We start from the raw sequence: 26,760 nt of genomic DNA on the forward strand, positions 1-26,760 counted from the left end.
GTCACAGGACGGCGTCGAGCCAGGCGTGGACCTCGTCCTGCATCGCGCCGTCGAAGACGTGGCCGCGGTCCGGCCACGTCTTCAGCCGCAGCCGGCTCCCGGCACCCTGCGAGTGCCACACGGTGCGCAGCTTGTCGTAGGCGGTCCGCACGCCGTCGGCGGGGAACAGCGGGTCGAGCCCGCCGTGGAAGAACAGCATCGGCCGGGGTGCGGCGATGCTCGCCACGTCGGGGATGTCCAGGTGCCGGGTGAGGCCGGGGTGGAGCATGTGGAACGCCGACTGCCCGCGCAGCGTGTTGTTGCCGGGCACCATCATGTCCTTCAGCCCGGTCATCCAGCACACGCTCGCCGCGGCCGCGACGTGGTCGCTGAGCGCGGCCGCCTGCCAGGCCCGGTAGCCGCCCATGGAGAAGCCCAGGGCGGCCACCCGGCGGGCGGCCACCCGGTCGAGGCCGGCCAGGAAGGCGGCGGCGCGCTGGTCCTCGCGGGCGTGGAGTCCGGCGAGCGAGGAGCCGAGGTGGAAGAGGTTGCTCGCCAGTTCCTGCTGCCGCTCGTAGGCCAACGGCCCCCGCTCGCCCCATCCGAGGGCGTCCAGGCAGAGCACGACGTAGCCGCGCCGGGCGAGTGCGTCGCCGACGAAGCGTCCGCCGAAGTGCCGCGCGGCCCACTGCTCGGCGGAGGCGAGCCGGGTGTCGTCGTACCAGGGCCGGACGCACTTCTCCTTGCCGATGTCGAAGCGGGAGCCGTGGTCGTGCAGGAGCAGCACGGCCGGGAAGGGCCCGGTGCCGTACGGGGTGAGCAGTACGCCGCGGGTCCTGCCGTACCGGGTGAGCGAGAGGGTCACCGACTCGCGGGTGAAGCCGCTTCCCGCGGAGTCGTCGGGGGCGGCGGGACCCGCGGCGAACTCGGGCGCGTACGGCGTGCCGTCCTGGTCGTCGACGACGAGCAGTTCCTCGACCTTTCCCCGGGCCGCCCGCCGCCACGCGTCGAAGTCCCGGACGGGTGAGGCGCCCCAGGCGAGCGGGAACGTCAGGTCGTCCTTGAGGACCTGGTGGAGTCCGGGCGGGCCGGGGACGGGGGCGGAAGGAGAGGTCACCTCGCGGCCGGCCGGGGGTGCCAGTCGCCGAGGTAGGTCTCGGGAGTGTGGGCGGCGGCCTGGGCCCGGGTGAGCCGGGGCCGGTTCTCCGGGACGGTGACCACGGCGCCGGGACCGGTGTTGCGGTACTCGGCGAAGCGCTGGTCCTGCCAGGGGTGACCGGCTGCCATGGCGGTGTAGGGCGCGACGGCGTCGATGCCGGGGCCGAGGCGGGTGTCGCGGACGGTGAGCATCGGGCGGGCGGTGGTGTCGGAGCTGGGCACCCAGGGGCGGGCCAGCTTGTAGTAGCCGTCGGGTGCCTCGCTGCTGACGGTGCTCCTGGTGACGAGGTAGCCGCGCGGGTTGGCGCCGGCGGTGGAGGGCGCGAAGACGAAGCCGTACGGGGCGCCGGTCAGGTCCGGGCGGATCAGGGTGCGGAAGTGGCAGTGCTCGAAGACGGCGGTCGCCCGGCCGAAGACGAAGTCGACGTCGCCCTCGGCGTAGCAGTGGGAGAAGTACTGGCGGGCGAACGTGTCCGGGGACGGGGAGTCGGCGTACAGGGTGTCCTGGTGGCCGAGGAACCGGCAGTGGGTGAAGGCGCTGCGGTCGCCCTGCACCTTGAGGGCGACGGCCTGGGTGCCGCTGGTGCCGGGGAGGTCGGTGCGCAGCCAGTCGTTGGCGAAGGTGATCCGGCGGGCGGTGAAGCCGTCGGGGCGCACGGTGGTGGTGGCGGAGCCGGAGGTGCCGTAGGGGCCGGAGCCGTCCGGCTTCGGGGTACCCGCCGCGTTGTTGTGGACGATCACCGTGTCCCGGGGGTCGCGGGAGGCGCCGATCCAGGTCATGCCGGTGCGGTCGGCGTCGACGGAGACCGTCTCCCGGTAGGTGCCGGGGGCCAGGACGAGGACGCGTCCGGTGCCGGTCGCGGCGGTCACGGCCGCCTGGACGGTGGTGAAGTCACCCGCGCCGCCGGGGTGCACGTACAGGGTCCCCGGGGTCAGCCGGTCGGCCGGCGAGCCGTACCGGCCGAAGGGGCGGCGCGGGCCGTGGGCGGCCCGGGCGGGGGCGGCGGCCAGGGCGAGGGCGGTCGCGGTGGCGGCCGAGGCGCCCGTGAGCAGGAGACCCCGCCGGGAGACGGGCGGGGACGTGCGCGAGGAGAACGGCAGCGGGCGGCCGTGGGGCGAGGGCATGCGGGTGGCTCCTTCGGTACGGGACCGGGCGGGCCGGGGCGGACGGACCGGGGCGGACGGGCGACGGTGGGCGGACCGGGGCGACGGACAGGACGGACAGGACGAGCGGAGCGGGCGGGGTGGACCGGGGCGGGCGCGCGCCACAGTGGGGGTGGTACGCGCCCGCCCCGGCGTCAGGGGCGCGGGAAGGAGATCAGTGGAGGCGGCCCGCTCCCGCACCGTGCTCGACCAGCGCCGGCACCGCCTGCGCCCGGTCGACGTCGGCGCGCAGGGTGGGTGTCCAGCCGGCGCCGGACCGGAGGGTCTCCTCGGGGATCTCCGCGTTGTGCGCGGCGATCAGGTCGACCCGCTTGCCGTTGACGAGGTTGTTCTGCGCGGTGAGCGGGAAGTCGTTCCACCGCTTGAGGATCTTGGCCGGGCTGACGCCCTTCGCCAGGGTGAACGCGTTGTGCTCGGCGACGAGCTGGGACTCCTTGCCGATGCCGAAGCTGTAGCCGTAGCCCGCGTCGGCCACGAAGTGGTTGTTGTAGACGTCGACCTGCCCGAAGCGGACGCGCGGCGCGCGCTCGACCAGCTTCGAGAACAGGTTGTGGTGGAAGGTCGCCTTCAGCTTGCCCCGGTCGCCGACGGCCGTGGACTCGCCGTCGCTGTTGCCGATCAGGATCGTCTTGTCGTGCTCGGTGAAGACGTTCCAGGAGGCGGTGACGTAGTCGGCGCCGCGGACGATGTCCAGCTCGCCGTCGTGCTGCTGGTACAGCATCCCGAAGTGGGTGGGGGCCGCGCTGTCGGGGTGCTCGCCGTCGGTGAAGGTGTTGTGGTCCAGCCAGACGTGGGTGGCGTTGTACACGACGGCGGTGTCGTACTCGGAGTTCCAGTTGCCCCGGTCGCCGTCGGTCGGGTCCCACTGCGGGAAGCAGTCGAGGGGGCTCTCGAGGGTGAGGTTGCGGACGATGACGTTGTCGACGTCCTTGATCTGCAGGCTGGCGCCCTTGAACCCGGCGTTCTTCCCGATGCCGATGATCGTGGTGTTGGCGGGGACGTTCGCCTTGATCGTGGTGTTCTGCCGGGCCGCCGAGGCCCTGCGCAGGCCCTCGGGGCTGTCGTCGGGTTCGTCGCTCAGGTCCTGTTCCAGGCCCCAGGTCTCGGGCGCGTACTTCTCCAGGTAGGCGTCGAAGCCGTAGCCGGGGACGGCGAGCGAGTCGCAGCCGGCGGAGACCGCGTCGATGGTCCCCCGCACCTTGATGATCTTCGGCGCGCTGCCGCCGTCCGCCAGGGCCGCCTTGAAGCCGGCCCAGTCGCTGACGGTGTGGACGTGCCCGGGGGCGGCGCCGGCGCCTCCGGTGGTGCCGGTGCCGTGGGACGCCCAGCCGTCGTTCGCGCCGAGTGTCTGCCGGGCGGGGTCGCGGTGCTTGCCGGGGTGGTCACCGAAGTGGCCGCCGTGCGCCTGGGCGCCGGTGCCGGTCAGGGCCAGGACGAGGGCGGTGCAGCCGGCCAGCCCGGCGGCTTTCAGCGTGGCATGCCCATGCCAGTTGCGTCTGTTCGGGGTGCGGGTCATGGTGCGGGTCTCCCTGTGTCTCGTTCCGTCGGTGTCGCGGACCGTCGTGCGCGCCACTCGCGTGGCTCACCCGCCTCGCACGGTGCGCGCGGGGCGGGTCCGGCGGGTCAGGCGGTGGCGCCGCCGTCCGGCCAGGTGATCCAGGACTCGGGGATCACGTCGTCCAGCCGGCGCACGTCCCGCGGCGCGAGCACCCGGGTGCGCAGCAGTTCCCGGGCGACCAGTCGCGCCACGGCGATGGCGCCGGGCGGGTTGAAGTGCGTGTTGTCCTGCTCGGTCGCCGTCCAGTTGAAGTACTTCTTCGTCTCCTCGGCCCCGAGCTCCTGCCACAGCGCCAGCGACAGGGCCTGGGTGTCGAGCAGCGCGACCCGCTCCTCCCGCGCCAGCGCCCGCATCGCCGCCGGATAGTCGCCGTGGCTCGGCACGGCGGCACCGCCCGCGTCGAACCTCCGGCGTTCCACGGCGGTGGCCAGCACGGGCCGCGCCCCACGGGCCCTGGCCCCGTCGACGTACAGCCGCAGATACTCCCGGTACGTCGTCCAGGGCTCGGTGTAGCGGGTCGGGTCGGTGGCCTTCTCGTCGTTGTGCGCGAACTGGATCAGCAGGAGGTCGCCGGGCCGGACGGCGGCGAGGATCGCGTCCAGCCGCCCCTCGTCGACGAAGCTCTTCGAACTCCGGCCGTTCACCGCGTGGTTGGCGACCTCGAGGCCGGGGCGGAGCAGGAAGGGGAGCGCGGTGCCCCACCCGGTCTCGGGGGCGGCGTCGGCGTACTTCTGGGCCGCGGTGGAGTCCCCGGCGATGTAGAGGGTGCGGGGGCGGGGACGCCCGGCGGCGGCCCGGGCGGTGCCGGTCACGGCGAGGGCGAGGGGAAGGCCGAGACCGGCGGCGGATACCTGTCTGCGAGTGAGCGACACAAGTCTGTGCCTTTCAGCAAGGGTCCGGAGGAGCCCCGTGGGGGGCGCGGGACTGTACCTGTGTGCGGGCCGCGGCCGGGCGGGCGCGGCCGGCCGCGGGGCGGCCCGTGCCCCGGAGGTGACGGGCCGCCCCGCGGTGTCGCCGGACGCGGCTCAGGCCATCTGCTCCTGCCACTCGGCCTGGGCCTCGTTCAGCTGCTCGGCCAGGTCGTCGAGGAAGTCCTTGGCGCTCATGTCCCCGAGCAGCACCTTCTGGAAGCCGGGCTCGTTGTCGGCCTTGGAGATGGTGTTCCAGTCGGGCAGGTAGTACGGCAGCTGGACGATCGTCGTCGACCCGTCGCTCAGCGCGTCCGCGGCCAGCTTCGTCGGCTCCGCCTTCTGGATCCAGTCGTCCTCGGCCGCGTCGAGGTGGGCCGGCACCTGTCCGGCGGACTCGTTGAACTTCGAGTTGGCCTCGTGCGAGGTGGCGTACTCGATGAACTTCCAGGCGGCGTCCTTGTTCTTGGAGCTCTGGAACACGCCGAGCCCGTCGACCGGGTTGGAGACCTGGACCCGGGCCCCGTCGGGTCCGGTCGGCTGCGGGATGCCCCGGAACTTGTCGGCGCCGAACGCCTTCACGTGGTCCTGGTACGAGCCGAGGTTGTGGTTGAGCATGCCGATGGTGCCCGAGTCCCACTGCGCGACCATCTTGGTGAAGTCGTTGTTCAGGTCCGCGGCGGGAGTGACCTTCTTGAACAGGCCCGCGTACTTCTCCAGCGCTTCGACGTTCTTCGGGTCGTTGACCGTGGTCTTCTCACCGGTGGAGTCCCAGAACGTGGTGATGCCGGACTGCCCGTACATCGCGTCCAGGGCCTGGGCGATGGAGCCGGCGCCACCGCGGATGGTGTAGCCGAACTCGTTCTTGCCCTTGTCGCTGAGCTTGTCCGCGGCCTTGAAGAAGCGGTCCCAGGTGGTCGGCTCCTCGAGGCCCGCCTTCTCGAACAGGTCGGTGCGGTAGTAGAGGACACCGTTGTTCGCGGAGGTCGGGATCGAGTACAGCTTGTCGTCACCGCCGCCGGCGGCGCGCAGCGACTCGACCATGTCCTTGTTCAGCTTGCCGTCGAGGGACGACTCGCCCAGCCGGTCGTCCAGCGGGTCGAGCGCCTTCTGGGCGGCGAAGCCCGCGAGCATCGCCGCGCCGACACCGCCGACGTCCGGCAGGCCGCCGCCCTGGATGGCGGTGTCGACCTTGGACTGGTACTCGGTGGAGGCGATCCCGACGTACTCGACCTTGATGTCCGGGTTGGCCTTCTCGAAGTCGGCGATGATCTCCTTCCAGATGTCGGTGCGGACACCGCCGTTGCTGTCCCAGAAGGTGATCTTGCCCGTGCCGCTGCCCTCGGCGCCCTTGTCGCCGCCCGCGCCGCTGCCGTCGTCGCCGCAGGCGGTGACGGTCAGCGCGAGCACGGCGCCCAGGGCGACGGCGACCGGAGTCCGGCGCCTGCCGGTGCTGCTGCTTCTGCGATTGCTGATCTTCATTGGTCGGCTCTCTTCTGGTTCTGGTTCCAACGGGAGGTGCGGGACGTGCGGGTGTGGGGGGCGTTCGTGGTCGTCCGGCGGGGCTCGGTCAGGTGGGGGGCGGTGCCGGCGCGGGCGCCGGGATCGTGCCCGGGATCGAGGTCGGCATCAGCAAGCGCTTGCCCAGGAGGTGCATCATTGCGGCTCCCAACAGGCGTACGGAGGAGGGTGGTCAAGCGGGACTGATCCTGAACCGCGTGAAGGTCGCCGTCCCGGCGTGCCCCTGGCCCGTCGGGGCGAGGGCGGCCAGGCCGAGCAGGGCGCCGACCCAGCGCCACGGTGTGGCGGCGAAGGTCTGCCCGGAGGGACGGAAGCCGTCCCCGGTGTCGTACGAGAAACGGCAGCGGGCCCCGGCGCCGGCCTCGATCCGCAGCCGGACCCCGCCTTCGGGGGCGAGCCGGGGGTGGCCGGCGTCGCGTTCGCTCTCGGCGACCGTCTCGGCGAACCGGTGCACGAGGTGTGCCGTGCCGTCCGTGCCGCGCTGGAGTCCGATCCAGGCGTAGGCGTCCCCGAGGACGGCGAGGCCCGCCCGTGCTCCGGGCTCCGGGCTGTCGAGCCGCAGGTCCACCTCGACGGTGCACGGGGTGCCGGGCAGCCGCTGGGTGAGGACGTTCGGCAGTGTGCGCAGGTCGTGCGCGTCGGCGGTCCGGACGCAGGTCAGCCGCAGGCCGTCGGCGGAGTGCTGGGTGGCCCAGCCGTCCCGGGGGTTGGCCGTCCACTGCCACTGACGGCCGTGCCGGCCGCCGGGGAAGTCGTCGTCGGTGGCGGGCGCGGCGGCCGGCTGGGCGGGCAGGTCCGGGCGGCGGTGCTCGGCGACGGGTGCGCCGTCGTCCCCGATCACCGGCCAGCCTCCCCCGCTCCCGCTTTCTCCCCCACTCTCGGCTTCGCTCGAGCGGGGGGACCCCCATGAACGGGAGGTGCTCCCCGCGGGGCCCCAGCGCATCGGCTGGAGGTGCACGACCCTGCCGTACGCCCCGCGCTGCTGGAAGTGCAGGAACCAGTCCTCGCCGGACGGGGTGCGCACCCAGCCGCCCTGGTGGGGCCCGTTGACGTCGGTGTCCCGCTGCTCCAGGACGACCTTCTCCTCGTACGGGCCGAAGAAGTCGCGCGACCGGAAGGCACCCTGCCAGCCGGTCTCCACTCCCCCGGCGGGCGCCAGGATCCAGAACCAGCCGTCGTGCCGGTAGAGCTTGGGGCCCTCCAGGGTGAACCAGCCGGGGATGCGGTCGGCGTCGACGATCACCTTGCCCTCGTCGAGGAGTTCGGTGCCGTGGGGGTGCATGCGGTGGCCGGTGAGCCGGTTCTTGACGCCGGAGCGGGACCTCGCCCAGGCGTGCACGAGGTACGCCTCGCCGGTCTCCTCGTCCCACAGCGGGCACGGGTCGATCAGGCCCTTGCCGGCCTTCACCAGGTGGGGCCGGGTCCAAGGACCCCGGATCTCGGGGGCGTTGACCTGGAAGATGCCCTGGTCGGGGTCGCCCCAGAAGATCCAGAACCGGTCGTCGTGGTGACGCAGGGACGGCGCCCAGACCCCGCAGTCGTGCCGGGGCACCCCGAACCCGCTCTCGGGTTCCAGGCGTTGCAGCGCGTGGCCGACGAGTGTCCAGTTGACCAGGTCGCGGGAGTGCAGCAGCGGCAGTCCGGGGACGCGGCCGAAGCTGGAGGCGGTCAGGTAGAAGTCGTCGCCGACGCGGATCACGTCCGGGTCGGACCAGTCGGCGTCGAGCACCGGGTTGCGGTAGGTGAGGTCCGTCGGCGAGGCGCTCACGGGCTCACCGCCTTGCGGACCAGGGCGGCGGCGGCGTCCCTGCCGAGGCGGCCGTCGGCGACGACGGTGACGACGCGGCGGACCACCGTCTCCCCGGGCGGGACCGGCAGCCGGGCGTCGTGGGCGAGGGAGGAGCCGACACCGGGGTACTCGGCGGCGCGCACGAACCAGGGGTCGCGGCGGGTCGCCTCCGTGGCCCCGGCGAACACCAGCGTCCAGCCGGCGCCGGCCAGGGCCACCCAGTCGGCCGGACGGCCGTGCACCCCTTCCTCGCCCTCGGCGGAGGCGGTGAAGACCTCCGGATCGCTCTCCTCCTTGCGGGCCCGCCAGAAGAAACCGCCGTAGGCGGCGCCGGCGCGGCCGTTGGTGGCCGGGCTGCCGACGGAGAGCGGGGCCTTGGTGACGTTGGTGAGGGAGAAAGTGAAGTCGAGCGCCCAGGCGGTGTCGGTGAGTCCGGTGGCGGCGACGGTACGGCGCTCCCGCAGCAGCTCGCCGGGGGCGGCGACCCAGCGCAGCTCCTCCACGAAGCCGTCGGGGTCCCGGAGCTGGAAGCCGGTGTGCCGCTGGGAGCCGTGGTTGTCCAGCTCGGTGGAGCCCCGGTCGCGGACGTAGGTGCGCCCGCCCCAGAAGTTGTGCCCCTCGACGTCGGGAACGGCGACACCGACGCCGAGGTGGTGGGTGTGGTCCGCGGGGGACAGTTCGGTGACCGCCGTGCCGGCCAGCGTGGTGACGGGGTGCAGATACGGACGCGGGGAGAGCCTGCGGGGCAGCTCGGGCCGGGTGACGTACCGGCCGACCGGCCGGCCCGCAACGCGCAGGACCGCGAAGTCGTCACTGGTCATCGGGTGCTCACCTCTTTCGGCGGGTGCGGTGCGGACTGCTGTGCGGACGGTTCTCCGGACTGCCGCGCGGACCCGGGTGCGGCCTGCCCTGCGGGCAGGGCCCAGGGGGCGCCGAGTTCGGAGTAGAGGGACAGGGTGTCGGCGGCGGCCGCGACGAGTCCGTCGACGCCGGGGACGACGCGGCGGTTCTCGCCGGGGACGCGGTGCCAGGCGCCGGCGGGCAGCGGGGCGGGGTCGGGGGCCCGCCGGATCGCCTCGACGACCTTCATGAAGGCGCCGGTGGCGTCCGGGGTGACCAGCAGGGGAGCGCCGGTGACGAGGTGGTCGACCAGGTTCTCCAGCAGGTCGGTCCGGCCGAAGTGGAGTTCCTCGGGGCCGTGGCCCGCGCGCTGGACCAGGACGCGGTCCTGCTTGTACCAGAAGGTGATCCGGCCGCTGGTGCCGTGCACGAGGACGTACGGGTCGTCGGCCCGCTCGGCGCACAGGGTCGCGGCGACGGTGACCGGCCGGCCCTGTGCGGTGGTGACGCGGACGCAGGACGTGTCGTCGGACTCGATGTCGTGGGCGCGCAGCAGTTCGGTCTCGATGCCGGTGACGTCCTCGGCCCGGGTGCTGCCGGCCAGCGCCAGGGCAGTGGCGACGGCGTGGGCGAGCGGGTTGGTCAGCGCCCCGTCGATCACGTCGACGCCGTTCAGCCGGCGCCGGCCCGCCCAGGGCGCCCGCCGGAAGTAGTCCTCCGGACGCACCCAGGCCCCGGCGCCGCCGATCCCGGTCGGCCGGCCGATGGCACCGTCGGCGACCAGGGCGCGGATGGCGGGCACGGCGTGCGAGCCCAGCGACTGGAAGCCGATCTGGCAGGCGATCCCGGCGGCGGCGACCCCGTCGGCCATCCGGCGGAACTCGGCGTAGGACGGTGCCGGCGGCTTCTCCAGCAGGAGGTGCACGCCCCGTTCGGCGGCGGCGAGGGCGAGGTCGGTGTGGGTGTGGATCGGGGTGCAGACGACCGCGATCCGGGCCCCGGTGGACTCCAGCAGGGCGCCGAAGTCGGCGGACTGCTCGGGTGGCTCGCCCTCGTATTCGTCCTCGGTGAGCGGGGTGAGTTCGCAGATGCCGGCCAGCCGGACGAGCCCGTCCTCCTGGAGCCTGCGGATGTTCGCGAGGTGCCAGCGGCCGTGACCGCGGGCGCCGGCGAGCACGACGGGCAGCGGCTCGGGCCGGGGCGTGGCGCCGGACGCGGCCCCGGGGGCGGCCCGGGGTGCGGGCTCGGGTGTGGTCATCCCTTCACCGCCCCCGCGCTGAAGCCGGTGATCAGCCACTTCTGGATGAAGGCGAACACGATCACGACGGGCACGGCCGCGATGATGCCGCCCGCGGCGAGGGCGCCGAGGTCGACGCTGTCCGCGCTCATCAGGGTGTTCAGACCGACCGGGATGGTCTGCTTCTCCTGGTTGTTGAGGAACATCAGGGCGAACAGGAAGTGGTTCCAGGAGTGGACGAAGGCGAAGGAGCCGACTGCTATCAGTCCGGGCCGCAGCAGCGGCAGGACGACCACCCGGAACGCCCGCATCCTGCTGCACCCGTCGACCCAGGCGGCCTCCTCCAGGGAGTACGGCACGTTCTTGATGAAGTTGCTGATCAGGATCATCGACAGCGGAAGCTGGAAGACCGTCTCGGCGATGATGACGCTGCCGAGCGAGTTGATCATCTGCAGTCCGGCGAAGATCTCGAACAGCGGGACCAGGAGCAGTGCGCCGGGCACGAACTGGGAGCACAGCAGGGCGAGCATGAAGACCCGCTTGACGCGGAAGTCGAACCGGGCGAGCGCGTAGCCGCCGGCCAGGGCGACCAGCGTCGTCGTGATCAGGGTGGCGACGCCGACGAGCACGCTGTTCTGGAAGAAGGTGCCGAAGGCCCGGTCCGTCCACACCTTCTCGAAGTGGGCGGTGGTCATCGGCCAGGGCACCAGCGAGGTCGAGCCGGCCGGGCGCAGGGCGAAGAGCAGGATCCAGTAGAAGGGGACGAGGGTGAACAGGAGGTAGATGCCCAGGGGGAGGTAGATGTGCCAGCGGGGCACCTCGTCCCAGGCGCGGTGTTTCTTCCTCGCGGGACGGCTCGGCGGCTCGGCGGCGGAGCGCGCGGGGGCCGGGGCGGCCGGGGAGGCCTCTTTGGTGATCACTTGCTTTCGCCTCCGAACTTGCTCAGCCGCAGGTAGACGATCGAGCAGAAGAGCAGAATCACGAACGCGACCGTGGTGAGGGCCGACGCGTAGCCGAAGTTGTGGGCGTCGACGCTGGTGTTGGCGATGTAGAGCGGGAGCGTCGTGGTCACGCCGGCCGGTCCGCCGCCGGTGAGGGTGTAGAGCAGGTCGACGTTGTTGAACTCCCACACCGCGCGCAGCAGGGTGGACAGGATGATGGCGTCCTTGAGGTGGGGCAGCGTGATGTGCGTGAACTGCTGGAAGCGGCTGGCCCCGTCGACCTCGGCGGCCTCGTACAGGTCCTTGGAGACGGACTGGAGGTCGGCGAGGATGAGGATGGCGAAGAAGGGGACGCCGCGCCACAGGTCGGCGACGACCACCGCCGAGAAGACGGTGGAGGTGTCCGAGAGCCAGCTGGTGCCGTACTCGCCGATGCCCATGTCGGCGAGGTAACGGGTGATGCCGGTCTGGGAGTTGTAGAGGAGTACCCAGATCGCCGAGGTCAGCACGCCGGAGACGGCCCACGGGGAGAAGACCAGGGCGCGGCCGACGCCCCGCCCGACGAAGGTCTGGTTGACGATGAGCGCCAGCGCGAGTCCGAACATCAGCTGGAGGCCGACCTCGACGACGACCCACTTGGCGCTGAAGACCAGGGTGTCCCAGAACAGCGGGTCCTCGGTGAAGAGGTGGACGAAGTTGTCGAGGCCCGCGTAGCCGTTCCGCCACGGCTTGGTGGGGTTGTAGTTCTGCAGGCTGTAGTAGAAGACGCTGATGACCGGGTAGGCGATGAAGCCCAGCATGAGCAGACCGGCCGGGGCGATCAGCAGGTAGGGCAGTCTGCGCGGCGTGGCGGAGGCACGGCGCCGCCTCGGTGGCGTGGGCGGTTTCGCCACGGCTGCGGCTTGGGCCATGACTGTTCTCCGTTTCTCGGTGTACGTCGTGCTGTGCGGAGGTGAAGCGCTTTCTTCTCAGGTGTGCGGGTGTCCACGCGATCCGGGGGCGGACCGCGCGGGGGTGCTCGCGGTCAGCCCGCGTAGGGGTCCTGCACCGTGCCCGGCCGGGCGAGGAACTCGAAGTCGCAGCCGGTATCGGCCTGGGTGATCTGCTCGTTGTAGAGCGCGCCGTAGCCGCGTTCGTACCGGACGGGCGGGGGCGTCCACCGCGCCCTGCGCCGCTCCAGTTCCTCGTCGTCGACCTCGAGCCGGAGCAGCCGGCGTTCGACGTCGAGGGTGATCAGGTCCCCGGTGCGGACGAGGGCCAGCGGGCCGCCGACGTACGACTCGGGGGCGATGTGCAGCACGCAGGTGCCGTAGCTCGTGCCGCTCATCCGGGCGTCGGAGATCCGCACCATGTCCCGTACCCCCTGCTTGAGCAGGTGGTCGGGGAGGGGCAGCATGCCGTACTCGGGCATGCCGGGCCCGCCCTTGGGGCCGGAGTTGCGCAGCACCAGCACGTGGTCGGCGGTGATGCCCAGGTCCGGGTCGTTGATGGTGCGCTGCATGGTCCGGTAGTCGTCGAAGACGACCGCGGGGCCGGTGTGCCTGAGCAGGTGCGGTTCGGCGGCGATGTGCTTGATGACGGCGCCGTCGGGGCAGAGGTTGCCGCGCAGGACGGCGAGCCCGCCCTCGTCGGCGACGGGCTTGTCCCGGGGCCGGATGACGTCGTCGTGGTGCACCTGCGCGCCGGCGATCTGCTCGCGCAGGGTGTCGTGGGAGACGGTGGGCCTCTCCAGGTGGAGCAGGTCCTCGATCCGGGAGAGGAACCCGGGCAGCCCGCCCGCGAAGTGGAAGTCCTCCATCAGGTACGTCTGTCCGCCGGGCCGTACGTTGGCGAGCACCGGGACGGTGCGGGCGATGCGGTCGAAGTCGTCGAGGGTGAGGGCGACGCCCGCGCGGCCGGCCATGGCGATCAGGTGGATCACGGCGTTGGTGGAGCCGCCGAGGCCCAGGACCGTCGTCACCGCGTCCTCGAAGGCGTCCGCGGTGAGGATGTCGCTCAGTTTCCGGTCGCGGTGGACCAGTTCGACGATGCGCAGTCCGGCGGCGGCGGCCATCCGGTCGTGCCCGGAGTCGACGGCCGGGATGCTGGAGGCGCCCGGCACGGTGACGCCGAGAGCCTCGGCGGCGGCGGTCAGCGTGGACGCCGTGCCCATGGTCATGCAGTGGCCGGGCGAGCGGGCCAGGCCGCTCTCCAGTTCCTGCATCTCGCAGTCGCCGATGACACCGGCCCGCTTGTCGTCCCAGTATTTCCACATGTCGGTGCCGGAGCCGAGGGTCTCCCCCCGCCAGTGGCCGGGGAGCATGGGGCCGGCCGGGACGAAGACGGTGGGCAGGTCGACGCTGGCCGCGCCCATGAGCAGGGCGGGCGTGGACTTGTCGCAGCCGCCCATCAGCACGGCCCCGTCGACCGGGTAGGAGCGCAGCAGCTCCTCGGTCTCCATGGCGAGGAGGTTGCGGTAGAGCATCGGGGTCGGCTTCTGGAAGGTCTCGCTGAGCGTGGAGACCGGGAACTCCAGCGGGAAGCCGCCCGCCTGCCACACCCCGCGCTTCACGGCCTGCGCGCGGTCGCGCAGATGGACGTGGCAGGGGTTGATGTCGGACCAGGTGTTGAGGATCGCGATGACGGGCTTGCCCAGGTGTTCCTCGGGCAGGTAGCCGAGCTGGCGGGTGCGGGCGCGGTGGCTGAAGGAGCGCAGTCCGTCCGTGCCGTACCACTGGTGACTGCGCAGTTCCTCGGGCCGCTTGTGCCGCTCGTCGGGGACGTTCACACGGACCACCCCGCGGTGATCGCGGCGACCTCGGCCCGCTCGTCCTCGGGCAGCGGCCTGCTCGGCGGGCGGACCTCGCGGCGGCACAGGCCGAGGGAGGCGAGGGCCTCCTTGACGACGGTGACGTTGTTGGCGGAGCCGTTGGCGGCACGCAGTTCCTCGAAGCGGCGGATCTGCTCCCAGACCTTCATGGCGGTCGCGTAGTCGCCCGACCTGAGCGCCCCGATCATGTCGAGCGACACCGACGGGGCGACGTTGACCAGGCCGGAGGTGAAACCGGTGGCGCCCGCCGAGAAGTAGGAGGGGGCGTACGGCTCGGCGAGCCCGGCGACCCACACGAACCGCTCGAGGCCGGCGTCCCGCGCGAAGGCGGCGAACTTCGCCGCGTCCGGCACGGCGTACTTCACGCCGATGACGTTGGGGCAGGAGTCGGCGAGTTCGGCGAGGCGGGCGCCGGTGAGCTGCGCGTTGCGGATGTAGGGGACGACGCCCAGGTCGGGCACGGCTTCGGCGATGGCGCGGTGGTAGTCGACCCAGCCGCTCTGGGAGACATAGGGGTGGACGGGCTGGTGCACCATCACCATCCGCGCGCCGAGGTCACGGGCGTGCCGTGCGGAGGCGACGGCGGTCGGCACGTCGTGTCCCACCCCGACCAGGACGGACGAGCCGTCACCGGTCTCCTCGAGGGTCAGCTCGGTGACCGTGCGCCGCTCCTCGGGGGTCAGGGCGTAGAACTCGCCGGTGTTGCCGTTGGGGGTCAGGGTGGTGATGCCGGCGTCGAGGAGGCGGCGCAGCAGGGCCCGGTATCCGGCCCGGTCGACGGAGCCGTCCTCGGCGAACGGGGTCACCGGAATGGCCACCACGTCGGCCAGGGCCGCCCGCTGGGTCTCGAACGTCGTCGTCATGCCTGACCGTCCTCTTTCTGGGCTGCCGGGGCTGCCGGTGTTGCCGGTGTTGCCGGTGTTGCCGGGGCTTCGGGGATGTCCTGGACTTCGGGGCCTTCCCCGGCACCGAGTTCCGCGCCGGGGAAGGCCCGTCGTACGAAGGAGGCGATGTGCGCGTGCAGGGCGCGCGCCGCGCCGTCCGCATCGCCGGCGAGGGCGAGGGCGAGGATCTCGCGGTGCTCGCTCGCCTCCCGCTCCCAGGAGGGGTCGGCGGCCCAGGCGACGGTGGAGACGAGTGCGGCCTGGTCGCGGACCTCGTCGAGCATCCTGCCGAGCAGCGGGTTGCCGCACGGCAGGTACAGGGCGCGGTGGAACTCGCGGTTGGTCAGGGAGCGTTCGGCGGTGTCGGTGGCCTCGTCGGCCCTCGTCAGCGCGTCACGCGCGGCGTCCAGGGAGGCACCGCGCCGGACGGCCCGTCGCAGCGCCTCGGGTTCGAGGAGCAGACGCACGTCGCAGACCTCGCGCGCCATGTCCACGTCGACCATGCGCACCGTGACGCCCTTGTACTGGCTCATCACCACCAGACCGGTGCCGGCCAGGGTCTTGAGCGCCTCCCGCACCGGGGTCTTGGACACCCCGAACTGCGCGGCGAGGTCGGTCTCGACCAGGGCCTGGCCCGGCGTCAGCCGGCCGGTGAGGATGCGGCGTTTGATCTCCTCCAGCACGTACTGCGTGCGGGAGGGGATCGGGGTGGGCACAGAGGTCATGCGCGCCTCTCGGATCTCGCGTATCGCGTCTCATATATGACGTACGAAGTACGACGCGATGAAACTAGGAGCGGCCCGGGGTTTCGTCAATGCTTCTGACAAAGGAAGTTCGGGTCGCCGTCCCCGGCCTCCGGAGCGGCCGGCCGCCGTGTCGGCCGCGGGCACGCCCGTCCGGAAAGGCGACCGGACGGGCGTGCCCGCGCGGGACCCGTGAACGCGCGGCGGCCGGGCACCCGTCCTGCCCGGGTGCCCGGCCGCTCGGGAAACCGCCGGGTCAGGCCTTGGATGTCCACCCCGGATCGCGGCCGCTCAGCCCCACCGTCCGGTCCAGCAGCGGGGCGTCGGACGGCACGGGCACTACGGGGCCGAAGATGCCCTCGCCGCCGTTCCGGCCGGGCTCCGCCGCGGCGGCGAGCAGGAAGGTGTGTGCGGCCTCGAGGGCGGCGGGGTCGGGCGCGTAGTCCTGGCCGGTGGCGCGGGCCAGGTCCCAGCCGTGGACGACCAGTTCGTCGGCGACCACGGCTCCGGCCACCTCGCCCGGCAGGTCCACGCCCCCGGCCCTGGTCATGCCGGTCCAGGCCCGGGGGGCGCGCCAGGCCTCGGCGAGTTCGTCGAGCACCGCGGGCAGGTCCTCGCGCCGGCCGGGGCGGAGGTCCGGCAGAGCGGTGTCCGGACCGGTGTCGGTGGTGACGCCGAGGTCCTTGCGCCCGGCGTCGCGGAAGGCGATGCTCAGCCCGGCGAGGTGGTCCAGGAGGTGGCGCACCGCGTACCGGGGGCAGGGCGTCCCGTCCGCGAGTTGCGCGTCGGTGACTCCCTCGGCGAGGCGCGCGATGATCCGCGCCTGCGGTCCGAGGTCGAGGGTCGGGTCGGTCATGGGCTGCTCCCTGCTCCTCATGGCTGTGCCCGTGCACGCACGGGTGTTCCTGGAGGGTTGACCGAGCCGGGCCCCGGAACTCATCGCTCTCCCGTGCCGCGGATAAGGCGTCTGCCCGATCCGTACGGACGGTCCTTAGCCCCACGATGACCTGGCATGACGACGAACGGAACGCGGGGAACGGACGGGTCGGGCGGGCAGGCCTGGGCCGCGGTGCGCGTGGTGCGGGACCGGAACGCGCGGCTCTACCTGGCCTCAGTGGTGGTGTCGGGTTTCGGCACGTCCGCGCTGTGGCTCGCCTCCGGTGTGTGGGTCAAGGACCTCACCGGCTCGGACGGGCTGGCCGCGCTGTGCCTGCTGGCGATGTGGGCCCCCACCCTGGCCGGCCCGCTGCTGGGCACGCTCGCCGACCTCCCCCAGTCTCGGCTTCGCTCGACCGGGCGGTGCCCCCATCGTCGCAAGCCGCTGCTGATCGGCACGAGTCTGCTCCTGGCCGGGCTCCTGCCCGCCCTCCTCGCCGTCGACTCTCCGCACGGCCTGTGGCTGCTGTACGCGGTGCTGTTCGTGTACGGCGCGGCGGGCGTCGTCCACGACGCGGCCGAGTCGGCGCTGATCGTCACCGCCGTGGACCGGTCCCTGCTCGGCGACTTCAACGGACTGCGGATGACGGCCGGCGAGGGCATGAAACTCCTGGCCCCGCTGGCGGGCGCGGGCCTGTACGCCGCGTACGGCGGGGCGGGCGTCGCCCTCCTCGACGCGGTCACCTTCCTGTGCGCCACGGTGCTGTACGCCTTCCTGCGCGTACGGGAGGAGCGGCCCGCACCCCCGCGGGACAGCCCGCGGGAGCGCGTCGCCGAGGGCGCCCGTCACCTGTGGTCGCACCCTGCGCTGCGCCCGCTGGTCCTGGCGGGCGGCGCCACGATGCTGTGCGCGGGACTCAGCGGGGCGCTGGTCTACGCCGTGGTCGAGGACCTCGGCCACTCCCCCGCGTACGCCGGTGTGCTGTACGCCGTCCAGGGCGCGGGCTCGGTGGCGCTCGGCCTGGGCTCGGGACCTGCCCTGCGCCGCTTCGGCGAGCGGCGGTTCGCGGCGTACGGCATCGCCCTGCTGGCCGCCGCCGTCGCGCTGCGCGCGGTGCCGAACGATCCGCTGGCCTGGGCGTGCAGCGCGACGATCGGGGTGGGGCTGCCCGCCGTCCTGATCGCCACGCCGACCGCCGTGCAGCGCGAGACGCCCGGCCCGCTGCTGGGCCGGGTCACCGCCACCGCCCACACGCTGGTGTTCACGCCGAACGTGGTCGGGCTGGCGGCCGGCGCGGCGCTGGTCGAACTGCTCGACCACCGGCTGCTGCTGGTCGCCCTGGGGTGCGCGCTGGCGGCGGTGGCGGTGACGCTGTTTCAGAGCGCGGTGAGCGCCGAGCGCACCGCTTCCAGGTCGCCGTCCGACGCCAGTCCCGCGTGATACAGCCGCAGTTCCGTCGCGCCGAGGCGGCGGGCCTCGGCCGCGTCCGCGGCGAGGGTGCCGGGGCTGCCGCCCATGCCGGAGACCACGGTGAAGTTGGCGGCGAGGACGGCGTCCGGGCGGTTCTCCCGCGCGAACGGCGTCAGCGGGGCGGGGCCGCCGGTGCAGGGGACGACCACGCCGTCGGCGACGGAGAGGATGTGCGCGGGGTCGACGCCCGCGTTGGCGCCGCAGTGGTACGACACCGGGTCCGCGTGCAGCAGGACCTGGAAGCCCTCGGGCGCCGCGTCGCGTACCGCCCGGACCGCCGCCTCCTGGAGCGTGCGGGCCGTCGCGTCGCGCCACGCGCGCGTGGCGGCCGCCGTCTCCTCGCCGAGGAGCTTGCCGACTCCCGCCCAGCCTCCGTCGGAGGGCGCCCCCCGCCACACCGGTTCCAGGGCGGCCCGGACGGTCGCGGCCAGTTCGGCGGCGTCCAGGCCCTGAGCCCCGTAGCCCTCGCGGCAGGACGGGCAGAAGCACAGGGACATCAGGTACTGCCCGGCGTCCCCGAGGCCGACCCCGGCGATCTTGTCGTGGGCGTGCAGATGTGCGAGCCCGTACCAGCCGAGGGATTCCAGTTCGGTGCCGCTCGCCCCGGGCCGGACCGCCGCCTCCGCGGCCAGGCCGGTCAGGTAGGCGCGGGTGGCGGGCTGGGCGATGCAGGGCGCCCACGGGTAGCGGTCGCCGTGGGCGTTGACGACCGAGGTGTCCGGATGGTCGGCGCCGAGGCGGGAGTTGTGCGCGAGCACGACCCAGGTGTGCACCTGGAGGCCCGCGTCCGCGAGCGCCGCCGCGGCCTCGCCGAAGGCGTCGCCGGGGGCCCAGTCGCCGGAGGGGTACGGGCGCGGGGTGCGGCCGGCCCAGTGGGCGCCGGGCGGGTAGAGGACGGCCGCGTGCTCGGCGGTGACGATACGGTGGCGCGGGTGACGGGGGGTCAGCGCGCGCGTGGAGTGGTAGGCGGAGGCGAGCGTCGCCTGCGCCACGCCGAGCCCGGCGATCCGCGCGGGGGCTTCCGGATCCCCGTTGACGTCCCAGGGGTAGACGAACGCCGATGCCTTCACTTGGCCTCCTCGATCAGTGCGAGTCCTCGCTCGATCAGCTGAGCGAGTCGCTTGACATGATCCCCGGCCGGTTCGTCGAGCGGCGGCCGGACCTCGCCCACGTCCAGGCCGCGCAGCCGTACCCCGGCCTTGACCAGGGAGACGGCGTATCCGCGGCCCTGGTCGCGCAGTTCGACGAAGGGCCGGTAGAAGCCGTCGAGCAGGCGGTCCACGGTGGCCCGGTCGCCGGTGTGCAGGGCCCGGTGGCAGGCGAGGGCGATCTCGGGCGCGAAGCAGAACACCGCGGACGAGTAGAGGGTGATGCCGAGGGCACGGTAGGCGAGCTGGGTCTGTTCGGCGGTGGGCAGCCCGTTGAAGTACAGGAACTCGCCGGGGGCCTCGGTGCGTACGGCGCTGACGATCCGCTGCATGTGGTCGAGGTCGCCGTGGCCGTCCTTGAGGCCGACGATCCCCTCGGTGCGGGCCAGTTCGACGACGCTTTCGGGCGTGAACAGGGCGTTGTCGCGCTGGTAGACGATCACCGGCAGGGCGGTCGCCGCGGCCAGTTCGCGGTAGTGCCGCACCAGGCCCGTCTGGCCGGCCCGCACCAGGTAGGGCGGCATGGCGAGCAGCCCGTCCGCCCCGGCCCGCTCGGCGAGTCCGGCCCAGCGCACCGCGAGGCCGGTGCCGTACCCGGCGCCCGCGACGACCGGGACGCGTCCGTCGGCCGCCTCGACGGCGACCCGCACGCACGCCTCGAACTCCTCGGGCGTCAGGGCATGGAACTCCCCGGTGCCGCAGCAGGCGAAGACGGCGGCGGCACCGGCCTCGACCCCGCCGCGCACATGGAGCCGGTAGGTCTCGAGGTCGACGGAGCCGTCGGGTCCGTAGGCGGTGACCGGGAAGAACAGCGGTCCGCTGGGGATGCCGAGTCGGGCGGCGAGAAGGGCTGGCGTCACAAGCTCTCCCAGGTCCATATTCTTGATTGACGTCTACATCTCTGAACGATGCCACGCTAGAGCGCCCCCAGGACGCCGGTCAAGCACGCCGCCCCGTCACACACCGGCCGATTTCTCCACTCCACAGGAGGTCACAGGAGGCTGGGGGGATACTTGACGGGCGACGGGCCACCTCCTTACCGTGTCCACGCATATGAATGCCGTGCGCGCACATGCACGGCCGGTGACGCAAGGAGATCCTTGATGCCCGCTCCCCGCACCGTCCTGCTCACCGGTGCCGCCGGCGGCCTCGGCACCCTGATGCGGGGCCTGCTCCCGGACTACGGTTACGAGCTGCGCCTGCTCGACCTGCGGCCCGTCGAGGGGGAGCCGGACGCGATCGTGGCGGATCTGGCCGACAGGGAGGCCGTGCGCGAGGCGGTCCGCGGGGTCGACGCGATCATCCACCTCGCGGGCATCTCCCTGGAGGCCTCCTTCGAGAAGATCCTCGCGGCGAACATCGAAGGCACCTACCACCTGTACGAGGCCGCGCGCGAGGAGGGTGTGGGGCGCGTCGTCTTCGCCTCCTCCAACCACGCCGTCGGCTACACCCCGCACCCGCGGGGCGACGACCCCCTCATCCCCGTCGACACCCCGCGCCGCCCGGACACCTTCTACGGTCTGTCCAAGTGCTTCGGCGAGGACCTCGCCCAGCTGTACTGGGACAAGCACGGCCTGGAGACCGTCTCCGTACGCATCGGCTCCTGCTTCCCCGAGCCGACCAGTGTGCGGATGCTCTCGGTGTGGATGAGCCCCGCCGACGGCGCCCGCCTCTTCCACGCGGCCCTGACCGCCGAGGGCGTCGGCCACACGGTCGTCCACGGCTCGTCCGACAACACCCGGCTGTGGTGGGACCTCACCTCCGCGCGCGCTCTCGGTTACGACCCGCAGGACGACTCCGAGCCGTTCGCCGCGAAGCTCGTCGCCGAGCAGGGCGAACTGGATCCGGCCGACCCGGCACAGGCACGCATCGGCGGACACTTCGTGACCGACCCCCCGATCTGGCCGTACTGACGGCGCCGGCAGGCGCCGGCAGGCACCACTACACCGAACCGACGCCGCCCGCACACGGGCGCGGCGGAAAATCGACGTTCCCGGCGACGGGCGGGCACCGAACGGGCCCGCCGTCGCCGCATTCGGGCATCCGTGATGCCCGTTTCCCCGCCCCCGCCCGCCTCTCCCCAGGTCCGATGCGGGCATCGCTCGAGTCGATCGGGCATAAACGGGCAATACCGGTTACGCAACAAGCCTGGTCAGGTTCGCGTACCCGCTGTACAACTTCTCGCAAGGGCCCCACAGAGCCCGAACGGGCAATCGACACAGAAAGCGGGGGTGCGGCCATGAACGACAGAACGGCCGAGGAGCGCCAGCGCGAGATCGTGCGGGTGGCACGCGCCACCGGCTCGGTCGACGTGACGGCACTCGCCGCCGATCTGGGCGTGGCCAAGGAGACCGTACGGCGGGATCTGCGCGCCCTGGAGGACCACGGTCTGGTGCGCCGCACCCACGGCGGCGCCTATCCCGTGGAGAGCGCCGCCTTCGAGACCACGCTCGCCTTCCGGGCCACCAGCCATGTGGCCGAGAAGCGACGGGTCGCGAACGCGGCGGCCGAGTTGCTAGGCGACGCGGAGACGGTGTTCGTCGACGAGGGCTTCACCCCGCAGCTCATCGCCGAGGCGCTGCCCCTGGACCGGCCGCTCACCGTGGTCACCGCCTCCCTTCCGGTCGCGGGCGCGCTCGCCGAGACCGGCACCGTGTCCGTCCTGCTGCTCGGTGGCCGGGTCCGCTCCGGCACCCTCGCCACCGTCGACCACTGGACGACGAAGATGCTCTCCGGTTTCGTCATCGACCTGGCGTTCATCGGCGCCAACGGCATCTCGCGCGAACACGGCCTGACCACGCCCGACCCGGCGGTCAGCGAGGTCAAGACACAGGCGGTGCGGGCCTCGCGCCGGGTGGTGTTCGCGGGCGTCCACAGCAAGTTCGGGGCGGTCAGCTTCTGCCGGTTCGCCGGCGTCGGCGCGCTGGAGGCGATCGTCACGAGCACGCTGCTCCCGGCGGCCGAGGCCCACCGCTACTCCCTGCTGGGCCCCCAGGTCATCCGCGTCTGACCGGACGGCCCGGGCCGCAGCACGATCCACGGCACGCGGCTTCCCCGCGCGCCGGTTCACCACACGAGTTCCCCATCCCCCTCGGGCCGACCCGTCCAGGCGACACCCGGTACCTCCCTATACGACAGTTTTCGTCAAGGAGTGATCCATGCGAACCCAGAGCCGACGGAGGCCGCCGCGAGCCACACTCGCCGCGGTCGCCGCAGGGACGCTACTCGCCCCGCTGCTCTCCGGCTGCTGGGTCGGAGCGGGCGGGGCCGGATCAGGCGGTGACGCCGTCAACGTCCTGATGGTCAACAACCCGCAGATGGTGGCGCTGCAGAAGCTCACCGCCGCGCACTTCACCAAGGACACCGGCATCAAGGTGAACTTCACCGTGCTGCCGGAGAACGATGTCCGCGACAAGATCAGCCAGGACTTCGCCAACCAGGCCGGCCAGTACGACGTCGCCACCCTGTCCAACTACGAGATCCCGATCTACGCCCGCAACGGCTGGCTCAAGGAGATGGGCCCGTACGTCGAGGAGGACCCCGGCTACGACGAGCAGGACGTCCTCAAGCCGATGCGCCGGTCCCTCACCGGGGGCGACGGCAAGCTCTACGGCCAGCCCTTCTACGGCGAGTCCTCGTTCCTGATGTACCGCAAGGACCTCCTCGAGCGGGAGGGCCTGACGATGCCGGACCACCCCACCTGGAAGGAGGTGGGCGAGATCGCCGCGAAGCTCGACGGGGCCGAGCCCGGCATGAAGGGCATCTGCCTGCGCGGTCTGCCCGGCTGGGGCGAGGTCATGGCACCGCTGACGACCGTGGTGAACACCTTCGGCGGCACCTGGTTCGACGAGGACTGGAACGCCCGCCTGGACTCCCCGGAGTGGCTCGAGGCCACGAAGTTCTACGTCGGCCTGGTCCGCGAGCACGGCGAGGCGGGCGCCGCCCAGTCCGGCTTCGCCGAGTGCCTGAACAACACCACCCAGGGCAAGACCGCCATGTGGTACGACGCCACCTCCGCGGCCGGCTCCCTGGAGTCCGCCGACTCCCCCGTCAAGGGAAAGATGGGCTACGCCCCCGCCCCCGTGGAGAAGACGGAGTCGGCCGGCTGGCTCTACACCTGGGCCTGGGGCATCCAGAACGCCTCCCGGAACCCGGACAACGCCTGGAAGTTCGTCTCCTGGGCCTCCGGCAAGGAGTACGAGCAGCTGGTCGGCGACGAGATCGGCTGGTCCGACGTCCCGGCCGGCAAGCGCGCCTCCACCTACGAGAACCCGGACTACCGCGCACAGGCCGCGGCCTTCCAGGAGATGACCAGGAAGGCCATCGAGCAGGCCCGCCCGGACGACCCGGGCGTGCAGCCGCGGCCCGCGCCCGGCATCCAGTTCGTGGGCATCCCCGAGTTCACGGACCTCGGCACCCAGGTCTCCCAGGAGATCAGCGCGGCCATCGCCGGACGCCAGTCCGTCGAATCGGCCCTGAAGAAGTCCCAGCAGCTCGCCGAAGAGATCTCCGAGGAGTACGAGGGACGATGACCGCCACGACAACGGCCCCCGTGGCCGCCCCGGACATCCGCCCCGGCGGCCACCGGCGCTCCGACCGGCTGCGCGGCTGGGCCACCAGGGCCCCGCTGCTGCCCGCCCTGATCTTCATGATCGCGGTGACCCAGCTGCCCTTCGTGGCGACGCTGGTGATCTCCTTCTTCGACTGGAACTCCCTCTACCCCGACGCCCGGGAGTTCGCCGGCTTCGCGAACTACGGTGAGGTGCTCGGCGACTCCGACCTGCGCCGGTCGGTCTGGACGACGATCCTGCTGACGGTGGCGGTCGTCCTCGCCAGCCTGGTCCTCGGTCTGCTGCTGGCCCTGCTGCTCGACCGGAGGTTCCGCGGCCGGGGCATCGTCCGCACCCTGCTCATCGCCCCGTTCCTGGTGGTGCCGGTGGCGGCGGCCCTGCTGTGGAAGCACGTCCTCTACAACCCGGAGTACGGCCTGTTCAACGGCCTGCTGCACTACGTCGGCGGCCCGCAGCCCGACTGGATCTCGGACACGCCGCTGCTCGCGGTGGAGGCGGCGCTGGTGTGGCAGTGGACGCCGTTCATGATGCTGATCCTGCTCGCCGGCCTGCAGAGCCGGGACCAGGAGCAGATCGAGGCGGCCCGGGTCGACGGGGCGAGCGACTGGCAGATCTTCCGCCATCTGACCCTGCCGCACCTGCGCCGCTACCTCGAACTGGGCGCCCTGCTCGGGTCGATCTACATCGTGCAGAACTTCGACGCGGTCTTCACGATCACGTCCGGCGGCCTGGGCACCGCCAACCTCCCGTACACCGTGTACCAGACCTTCTACCAGGCCCACGAGAACGGTCTGGCCTCGGCCGCCGGTGTGCTGGTGGTCATCGGCTCGATCATCATCGCGACCTTCGCGCTGCGCGTCGTGTCGTCCCTGTTCCGCGAGGAGGCGTCCCGCGCATGAGTACCGTCGCTGCACCCGACCGCGGCCGGCCGCGGACCCGGAACCGCAAGGGAGCGGGGCTCGGCCTGGTCGCCTGGCTGGCCGGCATCGTCTTCTTCCTGCCGATCGCCTGGATGGCGCTGACGTCCTTCCACTCCGAGGAGGACGCGGCCACCAACCCGCCGTCCTTCGCCGCCGCCCTCACCCTGGACGGCTACCGGGAGTTCTTCGGCGCGGGCGGCGGCGCGAGCCCCTGGCCGTCGCTGATCAACTCGACGGTGGCGTCCGTGGCCTCGATGATCCTGGTCCTGCTGCTCGCCCTCCCGGCGGCATACGCCCTGTCGATCCGCCCGGTGAAGCGGTGGACGGACGTCCTGTTCTTCTTCCTGTCCACCAAGATGCTGCCGGTCGTGGCGGGTCTGCTGCCGCTCTACCTGTTCGCCAAGAACACCGGGATGCTCGACAACATCTGGCTCCTGGTCCTGCTCTACACCTCCATGAACCTGCCGATCGCCGTGTGGATGATGCACTCGTTCCTCTCGGAGATCCCGGTCGCGGTGATCGAGGCCGCCCAGATCGACGGAGCGCGGCTGCCGACGGTGCTGGCCCGCATCATCGCCCCGATGGCGATGCCCGGCATCGCGGCGACCGCCCTGATCTGCTTCATCTTCAGCTGGAACGAACTGCTGTTCGCCCGGGTCCTGACGGGCGTGGTCGCCGAGACCGCCCCCGTCTTCCTGACCGGCTTCATCACCAGCCAGGGCCTCTTCCTGGCCAAGGTGTGCGCCGCGTCGCTCGTCATCTCCCTGCCGGTGCTCGCCGCGGGGTTCGCCGCCCAGGACAAACTCGTCCAGGGCCTGTCGTTGGGAGCCGTGAAATGAAGGCCGCCGTCATCGAGTCCGTGGGCCGGGCCGTCGTCGCCGAGGTCCCGGACCCGACGCCGGGACCCCGCGAGGTCGTCGTCAAGGTGGCGGCCTGCGGGCTGTGCGGCACGGACCTGCACATCCTGCAGGGCGAGTTCGCCCCCAAGCTGCCGATCGTGCCGGGGCACGAGTTCGCCGGCGAGGTGGTCGGCGTCGGCTCCCGGGTCACCGAGGTGTCGCTGGGCGACCAGGTCGCCGTGGACCCCTCCCTGTACTGCTACGAGTGCCGCTACTGCCGGACCGGTCACAACAACCTGTGCGAGCGCTGGGCGGCGATCGGTGTCACCACGGCGGGCGGGGCCGCCCAGTACGCGGTGGCCCCGGTGGCGAACTGCGTCAAGCTGCCCGAGCACGTCCGCACCCAGGACGCGGCCCTGATCGAGCCGCTCTCCTGCGCGGTGCGCGGCTACGACGTGCTGCGGTCCCGCCTCGGCGCGCACGTCCTGATCTACGGCTCCGGAACGATGGGCCTGATGATGCTGGAGCTGGCCAAGCGGACCGGCGCGGCGAGCGTGGACATGGTCGACCTCAATCCGGCCCGCCTGGAGACGGCCCGCGGTCTCGGCGTCTCGGCGTCGGCCGCGAACCCGGACGAACTGGACCGTCCCCAGGGCTGGGACCTCGTCATCGACGCGACGGGCAACGCGGCGGCGATCCAGGACGGCCTGGACCGGGTCGCCAAGGCCGGCACCTTCCTGCAGTTCGGCGTCGCCGACTACGCCACCCGCGTGACCATCGACCCGTACCGCATCTACAACCAGGAGATCACGATCACCGGGTCGATGGCGGTGCTGCACAGCTACGAGCGGGCGGCGGAACTGTTCGCGACCGGTGTCCTGGACCCGGACGTCTTCATCAGCGACCGTGTGCCGCTGGACCGGTATCCGGAGGCGTTGGAGCAGTTCGCGAAGGGTGTGGGGAGGAAGATCGTGGTGGTGCCCTAGCCGGGGCCGGGCCGGCTCCCGTCGCCCCCGGTCGCGCCCCCATGGGACGGGTCGGGGGCGACGGGGCGGACGAGCGGACCCCCTGAGGACGACGGGGCCGCCGGGCAGGGGCGGCGGGGGCGAAAACCCCTGGGCCGCCCCGCCCCCGCCCTCGTACCATCCCGACATGCCCCGACCCCACGGCTTCGCCTACGAGGCCCACCTCAACGGCACCGTGCGCATCACCCACCACAACCACCCCGCGACCACCCTGAACGGTGACCGCGCCGCCCGTTTCCTCACCGAGGTCACCGCCGGCGACCCCCAGCTCGTCATGGCCCGCTGGACCGGCGACTACAAGCGCGGCAACGAGCGCACCGCCCGCAACCACCTCCGCAACCGGCGCCGACAGCCTCTGCCCCATTCGGGCCGCAGGTAA

The 26,760-nt window shown here is 72.3% G+C and carries 24 protein-coding genes; 8 read left to right on the forward strand and 16 right to left on the reverse strand.

What is annotated here, in order from left to right:
- Position 1: 1 nt before the first annotated feature.
- From OHB56_RS10490 to OHB56_RS10555, 14 genes are all read right to left on the reverse strand, one after another.
- Complete coding sequence (locus OHB56_RS10490) at positions 2 to 1,096, reverse strand: dienelactone hydrolase family protein (protein ID WP_406352830.1); 1,095 nt, start codon at positions 1,094 to 1,096, stop codon at positions 2 to 4.
- Positions 1,093 to 2,262 (reverse strand): pectinesterase family protein, encoded by a 1,170-nt coding sequence (locus tag OHB56_RS10495; RefSeq protein WP_406352832.1) that lies wholly within the window; start codon positions 2,260 to 2,262, stop codon positions 1,093 to 1,095. Before OHB56_RS10495 ends, OHB56_RS10490 begins: the two co-directional genes overlap by 4 nt.
- Positions 2,263 to 2,455: 193 nt before the next feature.
- The gene (locus OHB56_RS10500) at positions 2,456 to 3,817 is read right to left on the reverse strand and encodes a polysaccharide lyase family 1 protein (RefSeq protein ID WP_406352834.1); all 1,362 of its coding nucleotides are present in this window, start codon (positions 3,815 to 3,817) and stop codon (positions 2,456 to 2,458) included.
- Positions 3,818 to 3,924: 107 nt separating this feature from the next.
- Positions 3,925 to 4,731, reverse strand: coding sequence for a rhamnogalacturonan acetylesterase (locus tag OHB56_RS10505; protein WP_364741927.1), 807 nt, complete (start codon positions 4,729 to 4,731; stop codon positions 3,925 to 3,927).
- A 153-nt stretch (positions 4,732 to 4,884) separates the two neighbouring features.
- Positions 4,885 to 6,249, reverse strand: a complete 1,365-nt coding sequence (locus OHB56_RS10510) for an ABC transporter substrate-binding protein (protein ID WP_406352837.1) — start codon at positions 6,247 to 6,249, stop codon at positions 4,885 to 4,887.
- A 211-nt stretch (positions 6,250 to 6,460) separates the two neighbouring features.
- Positions 6,461 to 8,056 carry a family 43 glycosylhydrolase gene (locus tag OHB56_RS10515; protein ID WP_406352839.1) on the reverse strand — a complete coding sequence of 532 codons (1,596 nt, stop codon included), beginning with the start codon at positions 8,054 to 8,056 and terminating at the stop codon, positions 6,461 to 6,463.
- The gene (locus OHB56_RS10520) at positions 8,053 to 8,898 is read right to left on the reverse strand and encodes a PmoA family protein (RefSeq protein WP_326752010.1); all 846 of its coding nucleotides are present in this window, start codon (positions 8,896 to 8,898) and stop codon (positions 8,053 to 8,055) included. Before OHB56_RS10520 ends, OHB56_RS10515 begins: the two co-directional genes overlap by 4 nt.
- Complete coding sequence (locus tag OHB56_RS10525) at positions 8,895 to 10,175, reverse strand: Gfo/Idh/MocA family protein (RefSeq protein ID WP_406352841.1); 1,281 nt, start codon at positions 10,173 to 10,175, stop codon at positions 8,895 to 8,897. Before OHB56_RS10525 ends, OHB56_RS10520 begins: the two co-directional genes overlap by 4 nt.
- On the reverse strand, positions 10,172 to 11,074 hold the full coding sequence (locus tag OHB56_RS10530; RefSeq protein WP_406352843.1) for a carbohydrate ABC transporter permease: 903 nt from the start codon (positions 11,072 to 11,074) through the stop codon (positions 10,172 to 10,174). Before OHB56_RS10530 ends, OHB56_RS10525 begins: the two co-directional genes overlap by 4 nt.
- A complete protein-coding gene (locus tag OHB56_RS10535) occupies positions 11,071 to 12,006 on the reverse strand; it encodes a sugar ABC transporter permease (RefSeq protein WP_326752013.1) in 936 nt (311 codons plus the stop codon). The genes OHB56_RS10530 and OHB56_RS10535 overlap by 4 nt, the downstream gene beginning before the upstream one ends.
- A 113-nt stretch (positions 12,007 to 12,119) precedes the next feature.
- Positions 12,120 to 13,862, reverse strand: coding sequence for an L-arabinonate dehydratase (gene araD / locus OHB56_RS10540; RefSeq protein ID WP_326752014.1), 1,743 nt, complete (start codon positions 13,860 to 13,862; stop codon positions 12,120 to 12,122).
- The gene (locus tag OHB56_RS10545) at positions 13,859 to 14,767 is read right to left on the reverse strand and encodes a dihydrodipicolinate synthase family protein (RefSeq protein ID WP_326752015.1); all 909 of its coding nucleotides are present in this window, start codon (positions 14,765 to 14,767) and stop codon (positions 13,859 to 13,861) included. Before OHB56_RS10545 ends, araD begins: the two co-directional genes overlap by 4 nt.
- On the reverse strand, positions 14,764 to 15,513 hold the full coding sequence (locus OHB56_RS10550) for a GntR family transcriptional regulator (RefSeq protein WP_406352847.1): 750 nt from the start codon (positions 15,511 to 15,513) through the stop codon (positions 14,764 to 14,766). The genes OHB56_RS10545 and OHB56_RS10550 overlap by 4 nt, the downstream gene beginning before the upstream one ends.
- 274 nt (positions 15,514 to 15,787) lie before the next feature.
- The gene (locus OHB56_RS10555) at positions 15,788 to 16,387 is read right to left on the reverse strand and encodes a TIGR03086 family metal-binding protein (RefSeq protein ID WP_406352849.1); all 600 of its coding nucleotides are present in this window, start codon (positions 16,385 to 16,387) and stop codon (positions 15,788 to 15,790) included.
- Between the two features lie 156 nt (positions 16,388 to 16,543).
- Here OHB56_RS10555 and OHB56_RS10560 point away from each other — a divergent pair, with 156 nt between their 5' ends.
- A complete protein-coding gene (locus tag OHB56_RS10560) occupies positions 16,544 to 17,848 on the forward strand; it encodes an MFS transporter (RefSeq protein ID WP_406352850.1) in 1,305 nt (434 codons plus the stop codon).
- Here the strand turns inward: OHB56_RS10560 and OHB56_RS10565 are convergent.
- Entirely contained in the window at positions 17,785 to 18,948 is a 1,164-nt protein-coding gene (locus tag OHB56_RS10565; RefSeq protein ID WP_326752019.1) for a hypothetical protein, read from the reverse strand. The genes OHB56_RS10560 and OHB56_RS10565 overlap by 64 nt on opposite strands.
- Positions 18,945 to 19,886 carry a 5-dehydro-4-deoxyglucarate dehydratase gene (locus OHB56_RS10570; protein ID WP_326752020.1) on the reverse strand — a complete coding sequence of 314 codons (942 nt, stop codon included), beginning with the start codon at positions 19,884 to 19,886 and terminating at the stop codon, positions 18,945 to 18,947. The genes OHB56_RS10565 and OHB56_RS10570 overlap by 4 nt, the downstream gene beginning before the upstream one ends.
- Before the next feature lie 243 nt (positions 19,887 to 20,129).
- Here OHB56_RS10570 and OHB56_RS10575 point away from each other — a divergent pair, with 243 nt between their 5' ends.
- The 7 genes from OHB56_RS10575 (at position 20,130) to OHB56_RS10605 (ending at position 26,760) form a co-directional block, all read left to right on the forward strand.
- Positions 20,130 to 20,939, forward strand: coding sequence for an NAD(P)-dependent oxidoreductase (locus OHB56_RS10575; RefSeq protein ID WP_326752021.1), 810 nt, complete (start codon positions 20,130 to 20,132; stop codon positions 20,937 to 20,939).
- 326 nt (positions 20,940 to 21,265) lie between these two features.
- Positions 21,266 to 22,036 carry a DeoR/GlpR family DNA-binding transcription regulator gene (locus OHB56_RS10580; protein WP_406352852.1) on the forward strand — a complete coding sequence of 257 codons (771 nt, stop codon included), beginning with the start codon at positions 21,266 to 21,268 and terminating at the stop codon, positions 22,034 to 22,036.
- Positions 22,037 to 22,184: 148 nt separating this feature from the next.
- Positions 22,185 to 23,558, forward strand: a complete 1,374-nt coding sequence (locus tag OHB56_RS10585; RefSeq protein ID WP_406352854.1) for an ABC transporter substrate-binding protein — start codon at positions 22,185 to 22,187, stop codon at positions 23,556 to 23,558.
- A complete protein-coding gene (locus tag OHB56_RS10590) occupies positions 23,555 to 24,496 on the forward strand; it encodes a carbohydrate ABC transporter permease (protein ID WP_055628622.1) in 942 nt (313 codons plus the stop codon). Before OHB56_RS10585 ends, OHB56_RS10590 begins: the two co-directional genes overlap by 4 nt.
- Positions 24,493 to 25,356 (forward strand): carbohydrate ABC transporter permease, encoded by an 864-nt coding sequence (locus OHB56_RS10595; RefSeq protein WP_406352856.1) that lies wholly within the window; start codon positions 24,493 to 24,495, stop codon positions 25,354 to 25,356. The genes OHB56_RS10590 and OHB56_RS10595 overlap by 4 nt, the downstream gene beginning before the upstream one ends.
- Positions 25,353 to 26,342 (forward strand): zinc-dependent alcohol dehydrogenase family protein, encoded by a 990-nt coding sequence (locus OHB56_RS10600; RefSeq protein WP_406352858.1) that lies wholly within the window; start codon positions 25,353 to 25,355, stop codon positions 26,340 to 26,342. The genes OHB56_RS10595 and OHB56_RS10600 overlap by 4 nt, the downstream gene beginning before the upstream one ends.
- Before the next feature lie 166 nt (positions 26,343 to 26,508).
- The gene (locus OHB56_RS10605; protein ID WP_326752027.1) at positions 26,509 to 26,760 is read left to right on the forward strand and encodes a hypothetical protein; all 252 of its coding nucleotides are present in this window, start codon (positions 26,509 to 26,511) and stop codon (positions 26,758 to 26,760) included.

Source organism: Streptomyces sp. NBC_01635 (assembly GCF_045209715.1).
Lineage (GTDB): Bacteria > Actinomycetota > Actinomycetes > Streptomycetales > Streptomycetaceae > Streptomyces > Streptomyces hirsutus.